This window comes from uncultured Sphingomonas sp., from assembly GCF_902806265.1.
Taxonomy (GTDB): Bacteria; Pseudomonadota; Alphaproteobacteria; order Sphingomonadales; family Sphingomonadaceae; genus Sphingomicrobium.
The window spans coordinates 12,208-33,243 of record NZ_CADCVZ010000023.1 but is presented as its reverse complement, the minus strand read 5'-3'; the positions used below and the strand labels follow the sequence as shown (position 1 = coordinate 33,243).

The window sequence follows — 21,036 nt, the reverse complement described above, 5'->3', positions numbered from 1 at the left end:
CGAAGGCCGGGACCTTTGGCCGCAAGCGCTCCGCCGATTGGTGGAGATCCCGGCCTTCGGGCCCCATCAAAGTACTACTTTGATGGGAGCCCTTCGCCGGGATGACGTTTAAGTGGCCGAAACGCTCCGCCGGTACAGCAGCGCCAGCCCCTGAATGGTGAGGTCGGGCTCCAGCATGTCGAACACGGCCGTATGCCGCTGGAACAGCTCCGCCAAGCCGCCGGTGGCGATCACGGTGGCCGGCCGGCCGATCTCCGCCTTGACCCGCGCCAGCAGCCCTTCCAACATCGCCACATAGCCCCAGTAGATACCCGACAGCATCTGGCCGTGCGTCGTGCGGCCGATCACTGCATTGCCCTTGGGCGCTTCGATCGCGATCCGGGGTAGCTGCGCTGCCGCCCCGACCAGCGCATCAAGGCTGAGGTTGATGCCCGGTGCGATGATCCCGCCCTTGTACGCTCCGTCCGCATCCACCACGTCGAAGGTGGTGGCAGTGCCGAAGTCCACCACGATCAGATCGCCCGGACACTTCCCGTGCGCCGCGATGGCATTGAGCGCGCGGTCGGCGCCCACGTTATGCGGCTCGTCGACGTCCAGGCGGATCGGCCAGGCCGCAGCACCCTGCCCCGCCACCAGCGCTTCCCGCCCGAAATATTTGGTCGAGAGGACCTGCAGGTTGTGAAGCGCGCGCGGCACCACTGTCCCGATGATCACTCCGGTCACGTCCGCCCGGGTGAGGCCTTCCAGCTCCAGTAGCTGGTGCAGCCACACCGCATATTGGTCCGCGGTCCGCCGCGGGTCCGTCGCGATCCGCCAGCGCGCCCGAACGGTATTGTGCTCGTCAAGCAGGGCAAGCACCAAGTTGGTATTGCCCGCATCGATCGCCAGCAGCATCAGGCCGCTCCCAAGGTCACGTCGGCGGCCCGGATGACCCGCACTTCGCCGGATGGCAGTCGCAACCGCAGCGCCCCGTCGGCTTCCAGGCCGTCGAAGGCGCCTTCGACCCGCCCGTCAGCTCCGGCAGCTACGGTAAGTGGCGTGCCGATCTTGTGGGCGCTTTCCAGCCACAAGGCCATCAGCGCCGGGAAGTCGCCGCGCCAGCGTTCCAGCTCGCGGGCGAAGGCGGCGGCAAGGAGCGGTGCGAAGGCTGCCGGGCTGACCAGAGCCACCGACGAAAGCGCTGCCGTTGCCCGATCGGGCAACTCGGGCGCGCTTGCCAGATTGACGCCGAAACCCGCGACCACCCGGTCCCCGGCCCGCTCGAGCAGGACCCCGCCCAGCTTGCCGAGTCCGAGCAGCAGGTCGTTGGGCCACTTCAGGATCAGCCCGGTGGCTGGCGCCGCGGCCTCAACCGCGCGGATCAGCGCCACCCCGCAGGTGAGCGCAAGCGTCGGCGCCGGCGGGTCCGTCGGCCGGAGCTGAACCACCGTGCTGCCGTGGAAGTTGCCGGTGCAGCTCTGCCAAGCTCGACCTTGCCGGCCGCGCCCCTCATCCTGCTGCAGGGCGATCAGCCAATTGCCTTCGCCGGCGGACGGGTCGGCGGCAAGGTCGCTGTTGGTCGAGCCGGTCCGCTCGACGAAGCGCAGCCTGCTCAGAACACGCTCGCCGCGTTGGCGCTGAGCCTTCCCAGCGGACCGATCAGGAGGTAGCCAAGCGGCGACACGATCAGCGCGGCCAGCGCGATCAGCCCCGTCTCGAGCGGCGAGCGCGGCCGCAGGAACGGCGCGGCAGGCTCGTCGAAGTACATGATCTTGACGACCTTGAGGTAGTAGTAGGCACCGATAACCGTCGCTGCCGCCGCGGCCAGCGCCAGCAGCTGCAGGCCCGCGTCGACTGCGGCGTTGAACACCATCAGCTTGGGCCAGAAGCCGAACAGCGGCGGGATGCCGGCCAGGCTGAACATGAAGATGGCGATCGCCGCCGCCAGCGCCGGCCGGGTCTGCGACAGGCCGGACAGGCTGGCCAGGCTCTCGACCGGGCGACCGTCGGCGTCGCGCATCCTGAGCACGCACAGAAAGGCGCCGAGCGTCATCACCACGTAGATGGCGCTATAGAACAGCACCGCCTGCGCCCCCGCTTCGCCGCCTGCCGCCAGGCCAACCAGGGCGAAACCGACGTTGTTGATCGAGGAATAGGCGAGCAGCCGCTTGACGTTGGTCTGCCCGTAGGCCGCGACCGCGCCGAGGATAATGGAGGCCAGCGCCGCGAAGATCACGATCTGCCGCCAGGCGTCCAGCGCGGGCGCCATCGCGTCGAGGCAGATGCGGGTCGCCAGCAGGATCGCCGCCACCTTCTGCCCGGCAGCGAAAAAGGCGGTGACCGGCGTCGGTGCCCCCTCGTAGACGTCCGGCGTCCACATGTGGAACGGCACCGCCGCGATCTTGAAGGCGATGCCGGCCAGCGTGAACACCAGGCCGAAGGTCAGGCCGATGGATGTCGCCTCCTCGCCCGCGAAGGCCACGGCGATGCCGGTGAAGCCGGTGGTGCCGCTGAAGCCGTACAGCAGGCTGATGCCGTAGAGCAGAATGCCCGATGCGAGCCCACCCAGCACGAAGTACTTCAGCCCAGCCTCGGCCGAACGCTCGTCGTGGCGGCGGTAGGAGGCGAGGACGTAGGCGGACAAGCTTTGCAGCTCCAGCCCGACGTAGAGCATCATCAGGTCGGTGGCGCTGACCATGACCGCAGCACCGAGCGCGCTCAAGAGGATCAGGACCGGGTACTCGGCGCCATGCTCATAATCCCGCTCGAACCAGTTGTGCGCCATGACGATGGCGACGGCTGCCGACAGGAAGATGATGACCTTGCCGAAGGCGGCGAAGCCGTCGGCCGCGTACATACCGCCGAACACGCGGCCCGCTTCCTGCGGGGCGCCGACCAGCGCGACGCAGGCCGCTAGCAGCAAGGCGATCGCTACCCAGTGCGTCCATATCGACCCGCGACGGACGAAGGCGGCGACCATCATCAGCGCGATCGCGCCCAGCCCGACGATGGCCTCGGGCAGGATCGGAGCGAGATATAGCATCAGTGTGCGGCCTCCGCCCCGCCGTGCGCGGCCGCGGCATGAGCGGGCGCAGCTGCCGCGGGATTGCCCGGCGTCGGCCGGCTATCACCCGCGGGCGCGGCCCGCTCGATCCGCGCGAGCAGCAGCCCGACGTCCTTGCGCATGGGGGCCATGAAGCTTTCAGGGTAGATGCCCATCCACAGCACCACCGCGGCGATCGGCGCGAGCAGCGCCCACTCGCGCCGGTTCAGGTCCGGCATCGTCCGGGCCTCCTCGGTACGCGCTGCGCCGTAGCTGATCCGCCAGTAGAGATAGAGCATGTAGGCCGCACCCAGGATGATGCCGGTGGTCGCAAAGATCGCGCCCCAGGTGGACACGGCGTAGGTCCCCATCATCGCCAGGAACTCGCCCACGAACCCGCTGGTCCCCGGCAGGCCGACCGCGGCCATGGTGAACAGCAGGAACAGCAGCGCGTAGCCCGGCATGTTGTTGGCCAGCCCGCCGTAGCGCTCGATCTCGCGGGTGTGCATCCGGTCGTAGATCACGCCCACGCACAGGAACAGCGCGCCCGACACCAGCCCGTGGCTGAGCATCACGATCAGCGCGCCCTCGATCCCCTGCCGGTTGAAGGCGAACAGGCCGAAGGTAACGAACGCCATGTGGGCGACGGACGAATAGGCAATCAGCTTCTTCATGTCGCGCTGCACCAGCGCCACCAGGCTGGTATAAACGATCGCGACCGAGCTCAAGATGAAGACCAGCGGCAGGAACTGGTTGGAAGCCTCGGGAAACATCGGCAGCGAGAAGCGGATGAAACCGTAACCGCCCATCTTCAGCAGCACGCCCGCCAGGATCACCGAACCCGCGGTCGGCGCCTGGACGTGCGCGTCGGGCAGCCAGGTGTGAACGGGCCACATCGGCATCTTGACCGCGAAGCTCGCGAAGAAAGCCAGCCACAACCAAGTCTGCAGGCCCGGCGCGAAGTCGTAGGCCATCAGCGCCGGAATGTAGCCCGTGCCAGCCTCGCCGATCATCACCAGCATGGCGATCAGCATCAGCACTGAGCCGAACAGCGTGTAGAGGAAGAATTTGTAGCTCGCCTTGATCCGCTCGGCGCCGCCCCAGATTCCGATGATCAGGTACATCGGGATGAGGCCGCCCTCGAAGAAGATGTAGAACAACAGCAGATCCTGGGCTGCGAAGACGCCGATCATCAGCGCCTCCATCAGCAGAAAGGCCGCCATATATTCGGGCACCCGCCGCTCGATTGCGCGCCAGCTGGCGCCGATGCAGATCGGCATCAGGAACACCGACAGCAGGATCAGCATTAGCGCGATGCCGTCGATGCCGAGCTGCCAATTGAGATAGTCTCCGCCGAGGCGAACCTCTTCCTGAAACTGCCATTGGGGCCCACCCGGCTGGTAATTGGCCCACAGCAGCACGCCCAGCGCCAGGTTCAGCAGCGTCGCCCCGAGCGCCGTCCAGCGCGCACCCTCCGCCCGCACGAACAGACAGGCGAGCGCCGCCAGCAGCGGCACAGCGATCAGGACGGTGAGGATCGGGAAGCCTTCCATCACCGCGTCATCGCCCAGGTAGCCGCGGCGACCAGGCCGAGCAGCATGATGAGCGCATAGGAATTGAGGTAGCCCGACTGCAGCCGCGCGGTCATGCGGTTGCCGACGCCCACCGCAGCCGCCGCGCCGTGCGGGCCGAAGCGGTCGATGATCCGCTCGTCGCCGCCGTGCCAGAACAGCCGCCCAAACCAGATCGCCGGCCGCACTAAAAGCGCGTCATAGATCTCGTCGAAGTACCACTTCCTCATTAGGAAGTTGTGGATGGGGCCGGTCGCCGCAACGACCTGCGCCGGCGCGCCAGGCGAGCGGATGTAGTTGTTCCAGGCGAGGGCGAGGCCGATCAGCATGACGAACGCCGGGGTGAGCTTAACCCACAGCGGCGTCTCGTGCGCGGCATGAACCAGATGCTCGTCGTGCACCAGGCTGCCAGCCCAGAAGCGGGCGCCTTCCTCCGTCCCGAAGAAGGGATAGTAGAAGGCCCAGCCGGCGAACACCGCGCCCAGTCCCAGCAGCGCAAGCGGCACCAGCATGGTCCACGGGCTCTCGTGCGGGTGGTAGCCCGCAGTGCCCGTGGGTGGGGTCGCGGTCGAATGTGCGCTGTCGCCGTGCTCGCCCGCCGGGTCGGCGTGATGGCCGTCGTCATGGGCGTGCACAGCATGCTGGATGTGCTCGGAGGCACCCCAGCGGGCATCGCCGAAGAAGGTCAGGAAGATCAGCCGCCAGCTATAGAAGCTGGTCAGCAGCGCGGTAAAGGCGCCGACCCAAAAGGCGATGTTGCCCGGCACGGTCCCGGCCGCATAGGCGCTCTCCAGGATGGCGTCCTTGGAATAGAAGCCGGCAAAGCCGAACACGCCGTAGATGCCGACTCCGGTGATCGCCAGGGTGCCGATCAGCATCGCCCAGAAGGTCAGCGGGATGTCGCGGCGGAGCGCGCCGTAGTACCGCATATCCTGCTCGTGATGCATCGCGTGAATGACCGAGCCAGCGCCCAGGAACAGCAGCGCCTTGAAGAAGGCGTGGGTGAACAGGTGGAACATCGCCGCGCCGTAGGCGCCGACTCCGGCCGCGAAGAACATGAAGCCCAGCTGCGAGCAGGTCGAGTAAGCGATCACCCGCTTGATGTCGTTCTGGACCAGCGCGACGGTGGCCGCGAACAACGCAGTCGCCAGGCCGACATAGGTGATCACGTTGAGCGCGGTCTCCGACTGCTCGAACATCGGCGACAGGCGGCAGACCATGAACACGCCCGCGGTCACCATGGTCGCGGCGTGGATCAGCGCGGACACGGGCGTCGGTCCCTCCATCGCGTCCGGCAGCCAGGTGTGCAGCCCGAGCTGCGCCGACTTGCCCATCGCGCCGACGAACAGCAGCAGGCAGAGCAGCGTTATGGTATCGACCCGCATGCCGGCGAAGCCGATGGTCGAGCCGGCCATGCCGGGCGCCGCGGCCAGGATCGCCGGGATCGATACGGTGCCGAACACCAGAAAGGTGCCGAAGATGCCCAGGCTGAAGCCGAAGTCGCCGACGCGGTTGACCACAAACGCCTTGATCGCGGCCGCGTTTGCCGACGGCTTGTGGTACCAGAAGCCGATCAGCAGGTAGGACGCGAGGCCCACGCCTTCCCAGCCGAAGAACATCTGGATGAGGCTGTCCGCGGTCACCAGCATTAGCATGGCGAAGGTGAACAGCGACAGGTAAGCGAAGAAGCGCGGCTGGCCCGGGTCCTCCGCCATGTAGCCCCAGCTGTACAGGTGCACCAGGCTGGAGACGGTGGTCACCACCACCAGCATGACCGCGGTCAATGCATCGACCCTGAGCGCCCAGTCGACCTGCAGGTCGCCCGAGCGGATCCAGTCGAGTACCGGCACCACCGTCTCGTGCCCGCTGCCGTTCAGGAACGAGAGGAAGATCGGCCAGCTCAACGCCGCCGAGACGAACAGCGCGCCTGTGGTGACCGCCTTGGCAGCAGTGTTGCCGATCGCGCGTCCGCCCAGCCCCGCGACGATGGCGGCGATCAGCGGCAGGAAGACGATGAGAATTATGCTCTGCATGGATCAGCCGCGCATCTGGTCCGCGGCGTCGATGGCGATGCTGCCGCGCCGGCGGAAGAAGATGACCATGATGGCGAGCCCGATGGCTGCTTCCGCCGCGGCCACCGTCAGCACGAACATGGCGAACACCTGCCCCGCCATGTCGCCGAGGAAGGCGCTGAACGCGACCAGGTTGATGTTCACGCTCAATAGCAGCAACTCGATGCACATCAGCATCAAAATGACGTTGCGCCGGTTGAGAAAGATGCCGAGCACCCCGATCACGAACAGGATGGCGGCGACCGTCAGGAAGTGGGCGAGGCCGATCACAGCGTCACGCCCTCGCCCGACACCGGCCGGGTGTTGCGGGTCGCGTCCTGGGGCCGACGGCTGATCTGGCGATTGGCGTTCTGCCCGCGCACGTCGCCGCGGCTGCGATGGGTCAGCACGATGGCGCCGATCATCGCCACCAGCAGGATCAGGCCGGCAAGCTCGAACGGGATCAGGTAGCGGGTGTAGAGCGCGGTGCCGAGCGCCTCGATATTGGACACCGCATCAACCGCAGGCGCCGCGGCACCCCGCGCCAGCACCGGCCCGGCCTGCTGCGCCCCGACCGCGATGACGATCTCAGCCAGCAGCACCAGCGCGATCATCAGACCGAACGGGAGGTTGCGGGTGAAACCGCTGCGCAAGGACGAAAAGTCGACGTCCAGCATCATGACGACGAACAGGAACAGCACCGCGACCGCGCCCACGTAGACGATCACCAGCAGCATCGCGATGAACTCGGCGCCGGTCAGCAGGATTAGCCCGGCGGCGTTGAAGAAGGCCAGGATCAGCCACAGCACGCTGTGCACCGGATTGCGCGCGAAGATCACCAGCACGGCTGAAGCGATGGTGACGGTCGCGAACAGGTAGAAGGCGAGCAACGCGATCATGAGGGCTCGCTCAAGCCGTCACTCCGGCACAGGCCGGGGTCCAGGCAAGATCCGTCACCTGCGTTCACGACGCAGTTCGGATGCCGGCCTGCGCCGGCATGACGGAGAAGGAAAACGGACAAACTTGGCCCCTGTATCGCGAAGCTGTGCGGCGCTTAACGGTAGGGCGCGTCGGCGGCAAGGTTGGCGGCGATCGCCTGCTCCCACCGATCGCCGTTGGCGAGCAGCTTCGCCTTGTCGTAGAACAGTTCCTCGCGCGTCTCCGTCGAAAACTCGAGGTTGGGCGTTTCCACGATTGCATCCACCGGGCAGGCCTCCTGGCACAGCCCGCAGTAGATGCACTTGGTCATATCGATGTCGTAGCGCGTGGTCCGCCGCGACCCGTCTTCCCGCGGCTCCGCTTCGATGGTGATGCACACTGCCGGGCACACCGCCTCGCACAGCTTGCAGGCGATGCAGCGTTCTTCCCCATTCGGGTAGCGCCGTAAGGCATGCTCCCCGCGGAAGCGAGGCGACATGGGCGTCTTCTCGTAGGGGTAGTTGATCGTCGCCTTGGGCTTGAAGAAATACTTCAGGGTGAGGGCGTGACCCTTCACCAGCTCCCATAAGGTGAACGACTTGATCCAGTGAGCGGCATTCATGGCCGTTTTAGGCTCCATAGCGGGTCAGCATCAGCCACCCGGAAATCAGGACGACGAACGCCAGGGACAAGGGCAGGAAAATCTTCCAGCCCAGCCGCATCAGCTGGTCGTAGCGGTACCGCGGCACCGTCGCGCGGACCCAGCCGAAGATGAAGAAGAAGCCCAGCATCTTGATGAACAACCAGACGATGCCGGGAATGGCGTAGAGCGGCGCCCAATCGAAGGGTGGCAGGTACCCGCCCCAGAAGAAGATGGCGTTGAGCGCGCACATCAGGATGACGTTGCCGTACTCGCCCAGCCAGAACAGCGCAAAGCTCATGGAGCTGTACTCGGTCTGAAAGCCGGCCACGAGTTCGCTTTCCGCTTCCGTCAGGTCGAACGGCGTGCGGAAGGTCTCGGCCATGGACGAAATCAGGAACACCACCGAGATCGGGAACAGCAGCGGGTTGAGGCCGAAGGCGTTCACGAAGCCCAGGATGTGCCCCTTCTGCATCTCGACGATGCCGGTCATGTTGAAGGTGCCGGCGTAGAGCACCATGCAGACCAGCACGAAGCCGATCGACACTTCGTAGCTCACCATCTGCGCCGCGGCGCGGAGCGCGGAGTAGAAGGGGTATTTGGAGTTGGACGACCAACCCGCAATGATCACCCCGTATACGCCGAGCGAGCTCGCCGCGAGGATGTAGAGCAGCCCGACGTTGATGTCGGCCAGGACTACGCCCGGCTGGAACGGCACCACCGCCCAGACGATCAGCGCCACGGTGAAGGTGATGATCGGCGCCAGCAGGAACAGGCCCTTGTTGGCGCTAGTCGGGACGATCGTCTCCTTGAGCGCCACCTTGAGGCCGTCGGCGAAGCTCTGCAGCAGGCCGAACGGCCCGACCACGTTGGGCCCGCGGCGCAGCGCGATCGCCGCCCAGATCTTGCGCTCGGCATAGATGATCATCGCCACCGCCAGCATCAGCGGCAGCGCAATCACCAGGATGCCGATCAGGGTCGCTGTGAACCACGACCATTCGTAGGTGATCCCGAAGGATTGGAACCAGGCGGTCACTCCGCAGCCTCCGCGAACGTTTCGCCGCGCAGCAGCTCGGCCGAGCACCGGTGCATGGTCGGGCTCGCCCGGGTGATGGCATTGGTGAGGTAAAAGTCGCTGATCGGCAGCGTCACCGGTCCGCTAGCGTCGGCGGCAAGCGACGGCGCCGCCCAGGGCAGGTCGATCAGCCCGTCGATGCCTAGCGCCGGCACCTCAGCGATCATCGCGGCGCGCAGCTGGTCGAAGCGGTCGAACGGCAGCGGCTTGCCCAGCAGGTCGCTGACTGCCCGGAAGATCGTCCAGTCCTCGCGCGCGTCGCCCGGCGGGAAGCTCGCCTTCTCGCCGCGCTGCGCCCGGCCCTCCAGGTTGACATAGGTGCCGTGCTTCTCCGGGTATGCGGCGGCGGGCAGCACCAGGTCGGCCTGTCGCGCGCCCTTGTCGCCATGGTGACCGATGTAGACCTTGAACGCGCCTGCGAACCGCTCCGGCGCGACCTCGTCCGCGCCGAGCAGCAGCACGACGTCCGGCCGCGCGGCCTCCACGTCGGCGATGCCGCCCGGCTGCGCGTAGCCGAGCAGCAGGCCCGCCATGCGCGATGCCGCCGTGTGGATCACGTTGAACCCGTTCCAGCCCTCGCGGACGAGGTTCAGGCTCGCCGCCGCCGCCAGCCCAGCGCCGAGCGCTCCCGCCGCCAGCGCGCCCGGTCCCAGGATCAGCGCCGGCCGCTCAGCCGCCGCGAACGCCTCCGCGACGTTGGACGGCAGCTTGCCGAGCAGCGCCAAGTCGTCGCCAATGTTGGTGACCGGGTAGGCGAGGTCGACCAGCGGCCCAATGCTGAACACGGTGGCCCCGCCCCGACGCACCGCCTTGCGGATGCGGGTGTTGACCAGCGGCGCCTCCCAGCGCGGGTTGGTCCCGACTAGCAGGATGACGTCCGCGTCCTCGATGCCAGCGATGGTCGAGTTGAACGCTACCGCGGAAAGCGACGACACATCATAATCGAGCCCCGTCTGCCGGCCTTCCAGCAGCGCCGAACCCTGCCCTTGCAGCAGCTTCTTGGCTGCGAACATCGTCTCCGCGTCGAGCAGGTCGCCCGCGATCGCGGCAACCTTCGGCCCGGCCGCCCGCAGCCGCTCGGCCAGCCCGGCCAGCGCCTCGCCCCAGCTCGCCTCGCGCAGCTTGCCTGCGACCCGCACCCATGGCCGGTCGAGCCGGCCCCGGACCAGCGCGTCGGCATGGTGCCGGGTCTTGTCCGAGCACCATTCCTCATTCACGTCCTCGTTGATCCGCGGCAGGATCCGCATCACCTGCGGCCCGCGCGTGTCGAGGCGAATGTTGGTGCCGACCGCGTCCATCACGTCGATGGCCGGCATCCGGCGCAGCTCCCATGGCCGCGCCTCGAAGCTTTGCGGCGCCTGCAGCAGCGCGCCGACGGGACACAGGTCGGCCAGGTTGCCGCTGAGCTCGCTGGTGACCGCGCGCTCGAGGTAAGCGGTGATCTGCAAGTCCTCGCCGCGGTACAGCAGCCCGAGTTCGGGCGTCCCCGCCACTTCCTCCGCGAACCGCACGCAGCGGGTGCACTGGATGCAGCGCGTCATGGCCGTCTTGATGATCGGCCCCATGTACTTGTCGTCGACCGAGCGCTTGTTCTCGTGGAAGCGGCTCTTCGACCGGCCATAAGCCATCGCCTGGTCCTGCAGGTCGCACTCGCCGCCCTGGTCGCAGATCGGGCAGTCGAGCGGGTGGTTGATGAGCAGGAACTCCATCACCCCCTCGCGCGCCTTCTTGACCAGCGCGCTGTCGGTGCGGATGGTCTGCCCGTCCGCCGCCGGCAGCGCACAGCTCGCCTGCGGCTTGGGCGGCCCCGGCGCCACCTCGACCAGGCACATGCGGCAATTGCCGGCGATGCTCAGCCGCTCATGGTAGCAGAAGCGCGGGATCTCCTTGCCCGCAAGCTCGCAAGCCTGCAGCACGGTCGCGCCCTGCGGGACTTCGATTTCCTGATCGTCAACAGTTACTTTAGGCATTATCAAGAGCCACTCATCGACTTGCGCTGGCCTTCCTGCCGCGCGGCTGTATCTGCTGGCCCAACCGGTAAGCAGCCACCCCCGCCGCGTTGCGGAGGAACATTCCGTTGATCTTTATCGTGCTTCCAGGGGCCAGGCACTGGCCGAGATCGTCACGCAGCCGATCGATGGCCACCCGTTCGTTCTGACTTGCCGGCTGAGACGAGAACAACGCCAATGCCGCGGCGGAGTCGCGGTGAACAACGCACCGCCCAAAGATCTCGGCGGCGTTAAGCTGCGCCGAGCGGGCGGCCTCCGCCTTCGCGTCCCACTGGTACGAGCCGATCATCGCGGGAAGGTCTGGGTAGTCCTTGAGCACCAGCACCTGAGCGACCCCACCCGCAAGGATCTCCGGTGCGAACCCCAAACGCGCTTCCCCGAAACTCGAGTCGGTCATACAGTCATCGTTACCCCGCTGGATGACCTGCCTTGCCGCGGCAGCTTGCTGCGAAGACGCATATGGAGACAGAACCAGCGATCGCGCTTTATCGTACCGGAGATTCGCCACGCAGCGCGAGTAAGCGGCCAATTCCATAGCCGCATCGCGGGAGGCTGCCCCACGATAACGCTCCTTAGCCGGTTTGGTCCGCCACTCCGTGGAGTGCTGCTGCTGAGCGCCAGCCGAGCTTGCCACTCCTAGAGCAAAGACAACCCCCATCGTCGCAATCAATCCAACGCCCCTCATTCAGCTGCCTCCAGCATCTTGCCCCTGTTCCGCTCCACTATGCGGCGTTCAAGTTCCGGACGGAAGTGCTTGATCAAGCCCTGGATCGGCCACGCCGCCGCGTCGCCCAGCGCGCAGATGGTGTGGCCTTCGATCTGCTTGGTGACGTCGTGCAGCCGGTCGATCATCTCGACGGGCGCGTCGCCGTCGCGGAGCCGCTCCATGATGCGCCACATCCAGCCGGTGCCCTCGCGGCACGGGGTGCACTGGCCGCAGCTCTCGTGCTTGTAGAAATAGCTGATGCGGCTGATCGCGCGGACGATGTCGGTGGACTTGTCCATCACGATCACCGCCGCGGTGCCGAGGCCGGAGCCGAGCGCCTTCAGCCCATCGAAGTCCATCGGCGCGTCGGTGATCTCGGCGGCCGGAACCAGCGGGACCGAGGAGCCGCCGGGGATCACCGCCAGCAGGTTGTCCCATCCACCACGGATGCCGCCGCAATGGCGGTCGATCAGCTCGCGGAACGGGATCGACATGCTTTCCTCGACCACGCACGGTCGGTTCACATGGCCGCTGATCTGGAACAGCTTGGTGCCTTCGTTCTTGGGATTGCCGAAGCCAGCGAACCAGGCCGCGCCGCGCCGCAGGATCGTCGGCACGACCGCGATCGATTCCACATTGTTGACGGTGGTCGGACAGCCGTACAGCCCCGCGCCGGCCGGGAACGGCGGCTTCAGCCGCGGGCGGCCCTGCTTGCCTTCCAGGCTTTCCAGCATCGCGGTCTCTTCGCCGCAGATGTAGGCGCCCGCGCCGCGGTGCACGAACAGGTCGAAGTCGTAGCCGGAGCCCGCGGCGTTCTTGCCGAGCAGGCCGGCAGCATAGGCCTCCTTGACCGCCCGCTCCAGCGCCGCCGCTTCCTCGATGAACTCGCCGCGGACGTAGATGTAGCTCGCCCGCGCGCGCATCGCGAAGCCGGCGATCAGAGCGCCTTCGACCAGCTTGTGCGGGTCGTGGCGCAGGATCTCGCGGTCCTTGCAGCTGCCGGGCTCGGACTCATCGGCGTTGATCACCAGGAAATTGGGTTTGCCGGGCTTCGGCTCCTTGGGCATGAAGCCCCACTTCATCCCGGTCGGGAAGCCCGCCCCGCCGCGCCCGCGCAAGCCCGACGCCTTGACCACGTCGATGATCGCGTCCTGGCCGATCGCCATGAGCGCCTTGGTACCATCCCAATCGCCACGCGCCTGCGCAGTCTTCAGGTCGGGGGACTGGAAGCCGTAAAGGTTGGTGAAGATGCGGTCCTTGTCCGCGAGTGGCCCGGTAAAACCCATCAGCGATCACTTCCCGCTCGAATGGAAGCCGTGCCAAGCACCAGCATCAGACCGCCAAGGATGGCGAAAGCGACCCACGCGCCGCCAGTCAGCAGCTGAAACACTGCAAATGCAATCAGGCCGAGACCTAAGATCAGCGCGAAGTTGCGTGTCCGCGAGCTCATCACATCGCACCTTGCGAAAGGAAGTAGATGACAGCGATCACGATGGCCGCCAGCACCGCGAACTTAACCAGGCCGGCGATGAAGCGAAAGGCGAGGAACGCGGCGACCAGGGCAAGGATGATAACGAGAAGATCGCTCATGCGTCGGTCCCCGCATGCGCGGCGTTCCATTGCGGGCGGTAGTCATAGTTGCGCTCGGCCATCTTCTTGAGGCTGGTCGGACCGTCCTCCGGACAGCTGGTCTGCCGGTCGATCTGTGGACCCTTCTTGACCGGCTCACCCTTGGCCAGCGCGTCGATGACCGCGCCCATGCTGTCGGCAGTGAGGTCCTCGTAATTGTCGTCGTTAATCTGGACCATCGGCGCGTTGGCGCAGGCGCCGAGGCACTCGACCTCGGTCAGCGTGAACAAGCCATCGGGCGTCGTATAACCCTTCTTGATGCCCCGGCTTTCGCACGCCGCGAGTACGTCGTCGGAACCGCGCAGCATGCACGGCGTCGTCCCGCACAGCTGGATGTGGTAGCGACCGACCGGGACCAGATTGTACATGGTGTAGAAGCTGGCGACCTCCAGCGCGCGCATCGGCGGCATCGCGCACTCCGCCGCGACGAACTCGATCACCGGGATCGGCAGCCAGCCCTGCGTGCCGGTCTCCTCGCCTACCTGCCGCTGGGCGAGGTCGAGCAGCGGCATCACGGCCGAAGCCTTCCGCCCCTCCGGATAACGCGCAAGGATCTCGGCTGCGCGTGGGGCATGCTTGGCGTCCCAGGCGAAGGCGCCCCAACGCTCGCGCAATTCGGGTACGTCAGGGGCGAAGTGACGTTCAGCCACGGGTCACCCTTCGGTTGCTGTTCCAAACGACCCAGCCGGTCGAAGCGGCAATCACGAAGAGCACGCCAGCTCCGGGCTGGAGCTGGCCGATCCCGAACGCCGTGGCTGCAATGGTGAACGCGACAAGCGCGAAGACGCGGGTGGAATAAGCAGCCTTCACCGGTCACACTCCCCGAACACGATGTCCATCGCGCCCAGCACCGCGGTCGCGTCGGCCAGCATGTGGCCCTTCATCATAAAGTCCATCGCCTGCAGGTGGCTGAACGCGGTCGGGCGAATCTTGCAGCGGTACGGCTTGTTGGTGCCGTCCGCGACCAGGTAGACGCCGAACTCGCCCTTGGGGCTCTCCGTCGCGACATAGACTTCGCCCGCGGGCACGTGGAAGCCTTCGGTGAACAGTTTGAAATGGTGGATCAGCGCTTCCATCGAGGTCTTCATCTCCGCGCGGGTCGGCGGAAACACCTTCTGGTCGGCGGTGGCGGTGGGGCCGGCCGGCATCTCCAGCAGGCACTGGCGGGCGATCTTCCAGCTTTGCCGGACCTCCTCCACGCGGATCATGAAACGGTCGTAGCAATCGCTGTTGGTGCCCACCGGCACCTCGAAGTCCATCTGGTCGTAAACCTCGTAAGGCTGCGACTTGCGGATGTCCCAAGGGATACCCGCCGCGCGGATCATCGGGCCGGAGAAGCCCCAGGCGATCGCGTCCTCGCGCGCGACCTTGGCGATGTCGACGTTGCGCTGCTTGAAGATGCGGTTGTCCGCGACCAAGCTGATCGCGTCCTCGAACAGCTTCAGCCGGTTGTCGAGGAACTCACCGATGTCGCTCAGCACCTTGGGCGGGATGTCCTGCCGGACGCCGCCCGGACGGAAATAGTTGGCGTGCATCCGCGCGCCCGATACCCGCTCGTAGAGCTGCATCAGGTCCTCGCGGATCTCGAACATCCACAAGTTGGGCGTCATCGCGCCCACGTCCATCACATGGCTGCCGAGGTTCAGCATGTGATTCATGATGCGGGTCAGTTCCGCCATCAGCACGCGGATGTACTGGGCGCGCGGCGGGATCTCGAGGCCCATCAGCTTCTCGATCGCCAGCACGAAGCTGTGCTCCATGCACATGGGCGAGCAATAATCGAGCCGGTCGAAGTAGGGGATCGACTGGATGTAGGTCTTGTACTCGATGAACTTCTCTGTGCCGCGGTGGAGCAGGCCGACGTGCGGGTCGACCCGCTCGACGATCTCGCCGTCCAGCTCCATGATCAGCCGCAGCACGCCGTGCGCCGCCGGATGCTGGGGTCCGAAGTTGATGGTGTAGTTACGGATGGTCTCGTCGCCGGCGTTCCGGTCGCCGGCTTCGGGAAGCACGCTGACTTCGACGCGGCGAGTCTGGCGGAAGTCATCCGCAACCTCGCCCGAGGGGAGGGTCACCAGGTTGTCGCTGCTCATTATTGCGCCTCCCCGCTGTCGCGGGTCACGTTGGGGCTATCGGGCGTGGGCTCGGGCAGGTCGGTCTTCACGCCGCCGACCTGCGCCTGCTTGGCCTCGTTGGGCTTGCGCGCCTCGGCCTGCGCCTCTTGCACGCCCGCGGTTTTCCGGTCCTCATGGTCGGAAGTGTAGGGCTTGTTGTTCTCGCGCTTGCCCGCGCCTGCTGCGCTCTCGACCTTGGGCGAGGCGCCCGTCGCCGGTGCTGGCGAATAGCCGCCGGGAGCTTCGGGCTCGGCCTTCTCGTCGCCCGGCAGCCGGTACTCGGGCCCGTTCCACGTCGATAAGAAGTCGAACGCGCGGAAGTCCTGGGGCAGGTCGACCGGCTCGTACACCACCCGCTTCTCGGCTTCCGAATAGCGCATCTCGACATAGCCCGTCAGCGGGAAGTCCTTACGCAACGGGTGCCCCTCGAAGCCATAATCGGTGAGGATGCGCCGCAGGTCGCGGTTGCCGGCGAAGGTCACGCCATAGAGATCGAACACTTCCCGCTCCAACCAGCCCGCCACCGGCCACAAGGTGGTCACCGTCGGCACCGGGGTCCGCTCGTCGGTCGTCACCTTGATCCGAATGCGGCGATTCCGGGTCAGCGACAGCAGATGGTAGTTGACCTCGAACCGCTCAGGCCGGTTTGGATAATCGACCCCCGCGATTTCCATCAGCTGCTGATACTCCAGCCCCGGCGTGTCGCGCAGCAAGCGGCAGACCTCCGCCACGCCTTCGCGGCGGACGGTAAGGGTGATCTCGCCGACATGGTCCTTGGTTGCGACCAGTAAGTCGCCGAGCGCCGCCTGCGCGGCCTCAACCACGCCGTCGTTCGACAAGGTGCGGGGGGCGGAACTCGCCATGCTAGCGTTCAATCGTTCCTTCGCGGCGGATCTTCCGCTGCAGCTGCAGGATGCCATACAGCAGCGCCTCCGCGGTCGGCGGGCAGCCCGGCACGTAGATGTCCACGGGCACGATCCGGTCGCAGCCGCGGACAACCGAATAGCTGTAGTGATAGTAGCCGCCGCCATTGGCGCACGAGCCCATGGAGATGACGTAGCGCGGCTCGGCCATCTGGTCGTACACGCGGCGCAGCGCCGGAGCCATCTTGTTGCACAGCGTGCCCGCGACGATCATCACGTCCGACTGGCGCGGGGACGCACGCGGAGCGACGCCGAACCGCTCAAGATCGTAGCGCGGCATGTTGACGTGGATCATCTCCACCGCGCAGCAGGCCAGGCCGAAGGTCATCCACCACAAGGAGCCGGTTCTCGCCCAGGTGAACAGGTCCTCGGTAGCGGCAACCACGAAGCCCTTGCTGTCGAGGTCGGCGCGCATCTGTTCGAGCGCTTGGTGCTGCGGCGATCCCGGGACCAGCCCGGCGGCGCGCGCAATCTCCTCCTCGCTCGGGTGCGGGTTGGCGGCCGGGTCGAGCATCACTCCCATTCCAGCGCTCCCTTCTTCCAGGCGTAGGCAAGGCCGAGCGCCAGCTCCGCCAGGAACACCATCATCGCGCCCCAGCCGACCCAGCCCGTCTCGTCCAGCGTCACCGCCCAGGGGAACAGGAAGGCCGCTTCCAGGTCGAACACGATGAACAGGATAGCGACCAGGTAGAAGCGCACATCGAACTGGCTGCGGCTGTCTTCGAACGCCGGAAAGCCGCACTCATATTCGGTCAGCTTCTCGGGATAGGGCTTGGCCGCACCGGTGAAGCGTGCCGCCACCATCGGCAGGAACACGAACGCCGCCGACAGGCCCAGGGCCACGGCCAGGAACAGCAGGATAGGCAGGTAACTCGCGGCGGCGGCCACAGGGGAGACTCCCGGGGGTAAAGCTTGGCCGCGCTCTAGAACAGGCGCGGAACGGACACAACCGGGAGGTAGGTGTTTGCGCCTCGTCTTACGAGGGTCAGCGCAGGGCTCCGGCCAACAATTTGTGCAGGCGGCTATGCAGCTCGCTGTTGGCTGCCAGGAACTCGCGCCGCTCGATCATCCGGTCTTGCCCGCGGTAGTCCGATACGAAGCCGCCGGCCTCCTTGACCAGCAACAGCCCCGCCGCGCCGTCCCAAGGATCAAGGTCGTCCTCCCAATAGCCGTCGAGCCGGCCCGCCGCGACCCAGGCGAGGTCCAGCGCGGCCGAGCCGAACCGCCGGATGCCCGCGACCTCGGGACCGATCGCGCCGTAGATCTTGGTCCAGCGCGGGCCGTCCGACAGGCCAAGGTGAGGAACACCGGTGCCGATCACCGCCTCGTCGAGGTAGCGCCGCGCCGACACCCGCAGCCGCCGGTCCTGGAGCCAGGCGCCCCGCCCCTTCTCGGCCCAGAAGGTTTCGTCGGTCAGCGGCTGGTAGATGAGGCCGTGGCTGATCTCCGGCCGCCCGCCCGCCCCGCGTGGATCCTCCACCGCGATGGCGATGGCGAAGTGCGGGATGCCATGGAGGAAATTGGTGGTGCCGTCGAGCGGATCGACGATCCAGCGCGGCTTGTCCGGATCGCCCTCGATGGTGCCGCCTTCCTCCAGCAGCATGCCCCAGTCCGGCCGGGCGTTGCGCAGCTCCTCGACAATGGTCTGCTCGGCGCGCTTGTCGGCCATGGACACGAAGTCGCCAGGTCCCTTCTTGGACACCTGCAACTGCTCTACCTCGCCGAAGTCGCGCCGGAGCCGCGGTGCCGCCTTGCGCACGGCGCGGGTCATGACGGTGATCAATCCTGAATGGCTTACCACGGCTTATTCCTGCGCTCACACTGAGCCTGTCGAAGCGCGAGCACCCACCCTTCGACAGGCTCAGGGTGAGCGCGGACGTCGGTCAATCCGCCCGGCGGACGTATTCCTGGTTGTAAACGTCGACCACGATCCGCGTTCCGCTCGAGATGTGCGGCGGCACCATCACGCGGACGCCGTTGTCGAGCACCGCGGGCTTGTAGCTCGACGAAGCCGTCTGACCCTTCACCACCGCATCCGCCTCGACAATTGTGGCTTCGATCTGGTCGGGCAGCTGAACGGAGATCGGCCGTTCGTCGTAGAGCTCCATGACCACGTCCATCCCGTCCTGCAGAAAGGCCGCGGGCTCCCCGATCAGGTCCTTGGGCAGGGTCACCTGCTCGTAGCTGTCTTTGTCCATGAAGACGAGGTCGGCGCCGTCGGCATACAGGTACTGGAAATCCTTGGTGTCGAGCCGGACGCGCTCGACGGTCTCGGCCGAGCGGAAGCGGACGTTGGTCTTGCGCCCGTCGATCAGGTTCTTCATCTCGACCTGCATGTAGGCACCGCCCTTGCCCGGCTGGGTGTGCTGGATCTTCACCGCGCGCCATATGCCGCCTTCATATTCGATGATGTTGCCGGGACGAATGTCCACGCCGCTGATCTTCATATATGTGCCCGCCTAGAAAACCCGCTCAGGCTGAGCCTGTCGAAGCCCTGTCCTTCTTGGTGCATGGCGAAGGAAAGGCAGCCCTTCAACAAGCTCAGGGCATACGGGAGGGTTGGAAACGCGCGCCGCCCCTAGCGCGAAGCCGTGCGACCGGCAAGCAGCGGGTAGGGATTGACCGGGTCGCCCTGGTACCACTTCTCGCCCGAATTCATCTGGTTGACGGCGAAGTGGAGGTGCGGGCCCGACGGATTGGCGTTGCCGCTGATGCCGACAGTGCCGATCGGCGTGCCCCGCGCGAGCCGCTGCCCTTCGCGCAGGCCCGGCGCGTAGGCGTCGAGGTGGGCGTAATAATAGTTCCACTTGCCGTCGAGCGAACGCACGTAGGCGGTGATCCCGCCGCCGCCGCGGCTATAGAACAGCTTCTCGACCACCCCGGGAGCGACCGACACGACCGGGCGGCCGCGCGGCGCCATGATGTCGATGGCATTGTGCACCCGGGCCCCGCCGGCGCGGGACTGGGTGTAGGTGTCGAGCAGGTCCGCCACCCGTACGCCGTCGACCGGCACTGCCAGCCCGGTCGGGCCGATCGCCACCGAGCGCAACTGCAGCGCCGACGGCGAGCGCGGCGCCCGGCTCGCCGGGTCATAGCCGAGCCGCTGCGCCGCATCGGACAGCCTGCCCACCGTCGCGGAGGCTGGAACCTCGCGGGTGGCGTTGTTCCACACCAGCCAGCCGCCGCCGCCGAGGATGCCCAGGACGACCAGGTTGCCGAAGATGCTAAGCTTGCTCGCCAACCCCGCCCTCGTTCGCCCCTACGCCTGAAAGATCGCGGTGAACCCGGGCTTCAGCATCCGCGACAAGCGCACAACATCCCAGTTTGCCAGCCGAATGCAACCGCTCGACTCCGCCCGGCCGATGGTCGACGGCTCGTTCGTGCCGTGAATGCCGTAATGCTCCTTGGTGAGGTCGAGCCAGGCGACCCCGACGGGCCCGTTGGGCCCTGGGGGCAAATCATGTTCCTGATCGCTCTTGGCGTTGATCAGGATGTCCGGCTGATATTTGAACGGCGGCAGGAAGGAATAGTTGGTGGCCCTCCAGCGCCCGAGCGGCAGCGGGTACTGCTTGGATCCCATGGTTACCGGAAACTGCGCCACCAATCGGCCCTCGTCCACGTCGACCGAATTGCCCTCCGGCACCTCGCCCGCGTAGACCCGCATCACGCCTTCGGATTTGTCCACCACCACGAAGCTCGCCTGCGGCTGCTGCGCGTTGACGTTGTAAAGGTTGAGCAGCTGGCCCTGCTTGGCGTCCGCCGTATCGCCGTAGTCGCGCGACCCCGGCAGGACGTTGGGCAGCCGCAGCACCTGGCCCGCGCCGATCAGCTTGTCCGGCCCGTTCAGCGCGACGATCGTCCGCGGCGTCGTATGGAAGCGCTCGGCCAGCTTCTCCAGCATGTTGCGGTAGTGCAACCCGTTCAGCCGCTCCTGCGCCGCCGGATCTTCCGGGAACGGGTAGACGAACGGACCGGACACGTCCTCGGCGGTTAGCTGAAGCATCCGCGTCGATGGCCGCCGGTCCTGCAGCAGCGCAGCCTTGGTGCGGCCGTCGAGCTCACCCGTGACCGGCAGGCCGCGCGCCTGCTGAAAACCGCGCAGCGCCTGCTGGTAGACCATGCCCTTCTTGCCGTCGATCACGCCGGTCGGAAAACCGGCCAGGTCGAGCAGCACCTGCGCGTGGAACACGGTTCCGTCGACCTCCGAACCCGGGGTTCCCGGCGGCACCCATGGCTTCTCGGCCCGCTGGGGGGCCTCGTTCGCGGGTGCGGCCTGGTTCTGGGCCAACGCCTGGGAAGTGACCGCGGCGGCGGTGGCGAACAGGGTCAGGCCGATCGCAAGCGGGGGAACACGCAACTGGGACACGCAACTCTCCGT

At 66.6% G+C, this 21,036-nt stretch carries 24 protein-coding genes; all 24 read right to left on the bottom strand.

The features are described 5' to 3' along the window. Positions 1-108 precede the first annotated feature (108 nt). Complete coding sequence (locus QZX62_RS05840) at positions 109-894, bottom strand: type III pantothenate kinase (RefSeq protein ID WP_294172882.1); 786 nt, start codon at positions 892-894, stop codon at positions 109-111. Then, positions 894-1,586 (bottom strand): biotin--[acetyl-CoA-carboxylase] ligase, encoded by a 693-nt coding sequence (locus tag QZX62_RS05835; RefSeq protein WP_294172891.1) that lies wholly within the window; start codon positions 1,584-1,586, stop codon positions 894-896. Before QZX62_RS05835 ends, QZX62_RS05840 begins: the two co-directional genes overlap by 1 nt. A gap of 5 nt (positions 1,587-1,591) precedes the next feature. Then, the gene (gene nuoN / locus QZX62_RS05830; protein ID WP_294172881.1) at positions 1,592-3,022 is read right to left on the bottom strand and encodes an NADH-quinone oxidoreductase subunit NuoN; all 1,431 of its coding nucleotides are present in this window, start codon (positions 3,020-3,022) and stop codon (positions 1,592-1,594) included. Continuing rightward, the gene (locus QZX62_RS05825; protein WP_294172880.1) at positions 3,022-4,575 is read right to left on the bottom strand and encodes an NADH-quinone oxidoreductase subunit M; all 1,554 of its coding nucleotides are present in this window, start codon (positions 4,573-4,575) and stop codon (positions 3,022-3,024) included. The genes nuoN and QZX62_RS05825 overlap by 1 nt, the downstream gene beginning before the upstream one ends. Further along, complete coding sequence (gene nuoL, locus QZX62_RS05820) at positions 4,575-6,626, bottom strand: NADH-quinone oxidoreductase subunit L (protein WP_294172878.1); 2,052 nt, start codon at positions 6,624-6,626, stop codon at positions 4,575-4,577. Before nuoL ends, QZX62_RS05825 begins: the two co-directional genes overlap by 1 nt. 3 nt (positions 6,627-6,629) lie before the next feature. After that, entirely contained in the window at positions 6,630-6,935 is a 306-nt protein-coding gene (gene nuoK / locus QZX62_RS05815) for an NADH-quinone oxidoreductase subunit NuoK (RefSeq protein ID WP_294172876.1), read from the bottom strand. Then, the gene (locus tag QZX62_RS05810) at positions 6,932-7,543 is read right to left on the bottom strand and encodes an NADH-quinone oxidoreductase subunit J (protein WP_294172875.1); all 612 of its coding nucleotides are present in this window, start codon (positions 7,541-7,543) and stop codon (positions 6,932-6,934) included. The genes nuoK and QZX62_RS05810 overlap by 4 nt, the downstream gene beginning before the upstream one ends. Positions 7,544-7,698: 155 nt before the next feature. Further along, on the bottom strand, positions 7,699-8,184 hold the full coding sequence (gene nuoI, locus QZX62_RS05805) for an NADH-quinone oxidoreductase subunit NuoI (RefSeq protein ID WP_294172874.1): 486 nt from the start codon (positions 8,182-8,184) through the stop codon (positions 7,699-7,701). 7 nt (positions 8,185-8,191) lie between these two features. Next, positions 8,192-9,238, bottom strand: a complete 1,047-nt coding sequence (nuoH, locus tag QZX62_RS05800) for an NADH-quinone oxidoreductase subunit NuoH (protein ID WP_294172873.1) — start codon at positions 9,236-9,238, stop codon at positions 8,192-8,194. After that, entirely contained in the window at positions 9,235-11,247 is a 2,013-nt protein-coding gene (gene nuoG / locus QZX62_RS05795) for an NADH-quinone oxidoreductase subunit NuoG (protein ID WP_294172872.1), read from the bottom strand. Before nuoG ends, nuoH begins: the two co-directional genes overlap by 4 nt. 13 nt (positions 11,248-11,260) lie before the next feature. Beyond that, positions 11,261-11,611: a hypothetical protein gene (locus QZX62_RS05790; protein ID WP_294172870.1), complete on the bottom strand. Its 351-nt coding sequence runs from the start codon at positions 11,609-11,611 to the stop codon at positions 11,261-11,263. Positions 11,612-11,967: 356 nt separating this feature from the next. After that, complete coding sequence (gene nuoF, locus QZX62_RS05785) at positions 11,968-13,278, bottom strand: NADH-quinone oxidoreductase subunit NuoF (protein WP_294172869.1); 1,311 nt, start codon at positions 13,276-13,278, stop codon at positions 11,968-11,970. Beyond that, a complete protein-coding gene (locus QZX62_RS05780) occupies positions 13,278-13,442 on the bottom strand; it encodes a hypothetical protein (protein ID WP_294172868.1) in 165 nt (54 codons plus the stop codon). Before QZX62_RS05780 ends, nuoF begins: the two co-directional genes overlap by 1 nt. Continuing rightward, a complete protein-coding gene (locus QZX62_RS05775; protein WP_294172866.1) occupies positions 13,442-13,582 on the bottom strand; it encodes a hypothetical protein in 141 nt (46 codons plus the stop codon). Before QZX62_RS05775 ends, QZX62_RS05780 begins: the two co-directional genes overlap by 1 nt. Continuing rightward, the gene (locus tag QZX62_RS05770) at positions 13,579-14,271 is read right to left on the bottom strand and encodes an NAD(P)H-dependent oxidoreductase subunit E (RefSeq protein ID WP_294172864.1); all 693 of its coding nucleotides are present in this window, start codon (positions 14,269-14,271) and stop codon (positions 13,579-13,581) included. Before QZX62_RS05770 ends, QZX62_RS05775 begins: the two co-directional genes overlap by 4 nt. Beyond that, positions 14,264-14,431 carry a hypothetical protein gene (locus tag QZX62_RS05765; RefSeq protein ID WP_294172863.1) on the bottom strand — a complete coding sequence of 56 codons (168 nt, stop codon included), beginning with the start codon at positions 14,429-14,431 and terminating at the stop codon, positions 14,264-14,266. Before QZX62_RS05765 ends, QZX62_RS05770 begins: the two co-directional genes overlap by 8 nt. Next, on the bottom strand, positions 14,428-15,714 hold the full coding sequence (locus tag QZX62_RS05760; protein ID WP_294172862.1) for an NADH-quinone oxidoreductase subunit D: 1,287 nt from the start codon (positions 15,712-15,714) through the stop codon (positions 14,428-14,430). Before QZX62_RS05760 ends, QZX62_RS05765 begins: the two co-directional genes overlap by 4 nt. Further along, entirely contained in the window at positions 15,714-16,598 is an 885-nt protein-coding gene (locus tag QZX62_RS05755) for an NADH-quinone oxidoreductase subunit C (RefSeq protein ID WP_294172861.1), read from the bottom strand. The genes QZX62_RS05760 and QZX62_RS05755 overlap by 1 nt, the downstream gene beginning before the upstream one ends. Before the next feature lies 1 nt (position 16,599). Then, positions 16,600-17,181 carry an NADH-quinone oxidoreductase subunit B family protein gene (locus QZX62_RS05750; RefSeq protein ID WP_294172860.1) on the bottom strand — a complete coding sequence of 194 codons (582 nt, stop codon included), beginning with the start codon at positions 17,179-17,181 and terminating at the stop codon, positions 16,600-16,602. Then, on the bottom strand, positions 17,172-17,546 hold the full coding sequence (ndhC, locus tag QZX62_RS05745) for an NADH-quinone oxidoreductase subunit A (RefSeq protein WP_294172858.1): 375 nt from the start codon (positions 17,544-17,546) through the stop codon (positions 17,172-17,174). The genes QZX62_RS05750 and ndhC overlap by 10 nt, the downstream gene beginning before the upstream one ends. Before the next feature lie 97 nt (positions 17,547-17,643). Beyond that, complete coding sequence (locus QZX62_RS05740) at positions 17,644-18,459, bottom strand: inositol monophosphatase family protein (protein WP_294172857.1); 816 nt, start codon at positions 18,457-18,459, stop codon at positions 17,644-17,646. A gap of 82 nt (positions 18,460-18,541) precedes the next feature. Then, the gene (gene efp, locus QZX62_RS05735; protein ID WP_294172856.1) at positions 18,542-19,105 is read right to left on the bottom strand and encodes an elongation factor P; all 564 of its coding nucleotides are present in this window, start codon (positions 19,103-19,105) and stop codon (positions 18,542-18,544) included. Positions 19,106-19,236: 131 nt separating this feature from the next. Continuing rightward, entirely contained in the window at positions 19,237-19,899 is a 663-nt protein-coding gene (locus QZX62_RS05730; RefSeq protein WP_294172855.1) for a M23 family metallopeptidase, read from the bottom strand. A gap of 18 nt (positions 19,900-19,917) precedes the next feature. Further along, positions 19,918-21,024, bottom strand: a complete 1,107-nt coding sequence (locus QZX62_RS05725) for a L,D-transpeptidase family protein (RefSeq protein WP_294172854.1) — start codon at positions 21,022-21,024, stop codon at positions 19,918-19,920. Positions 21,025-21,036: the final 12 nt, after the last annotated feature.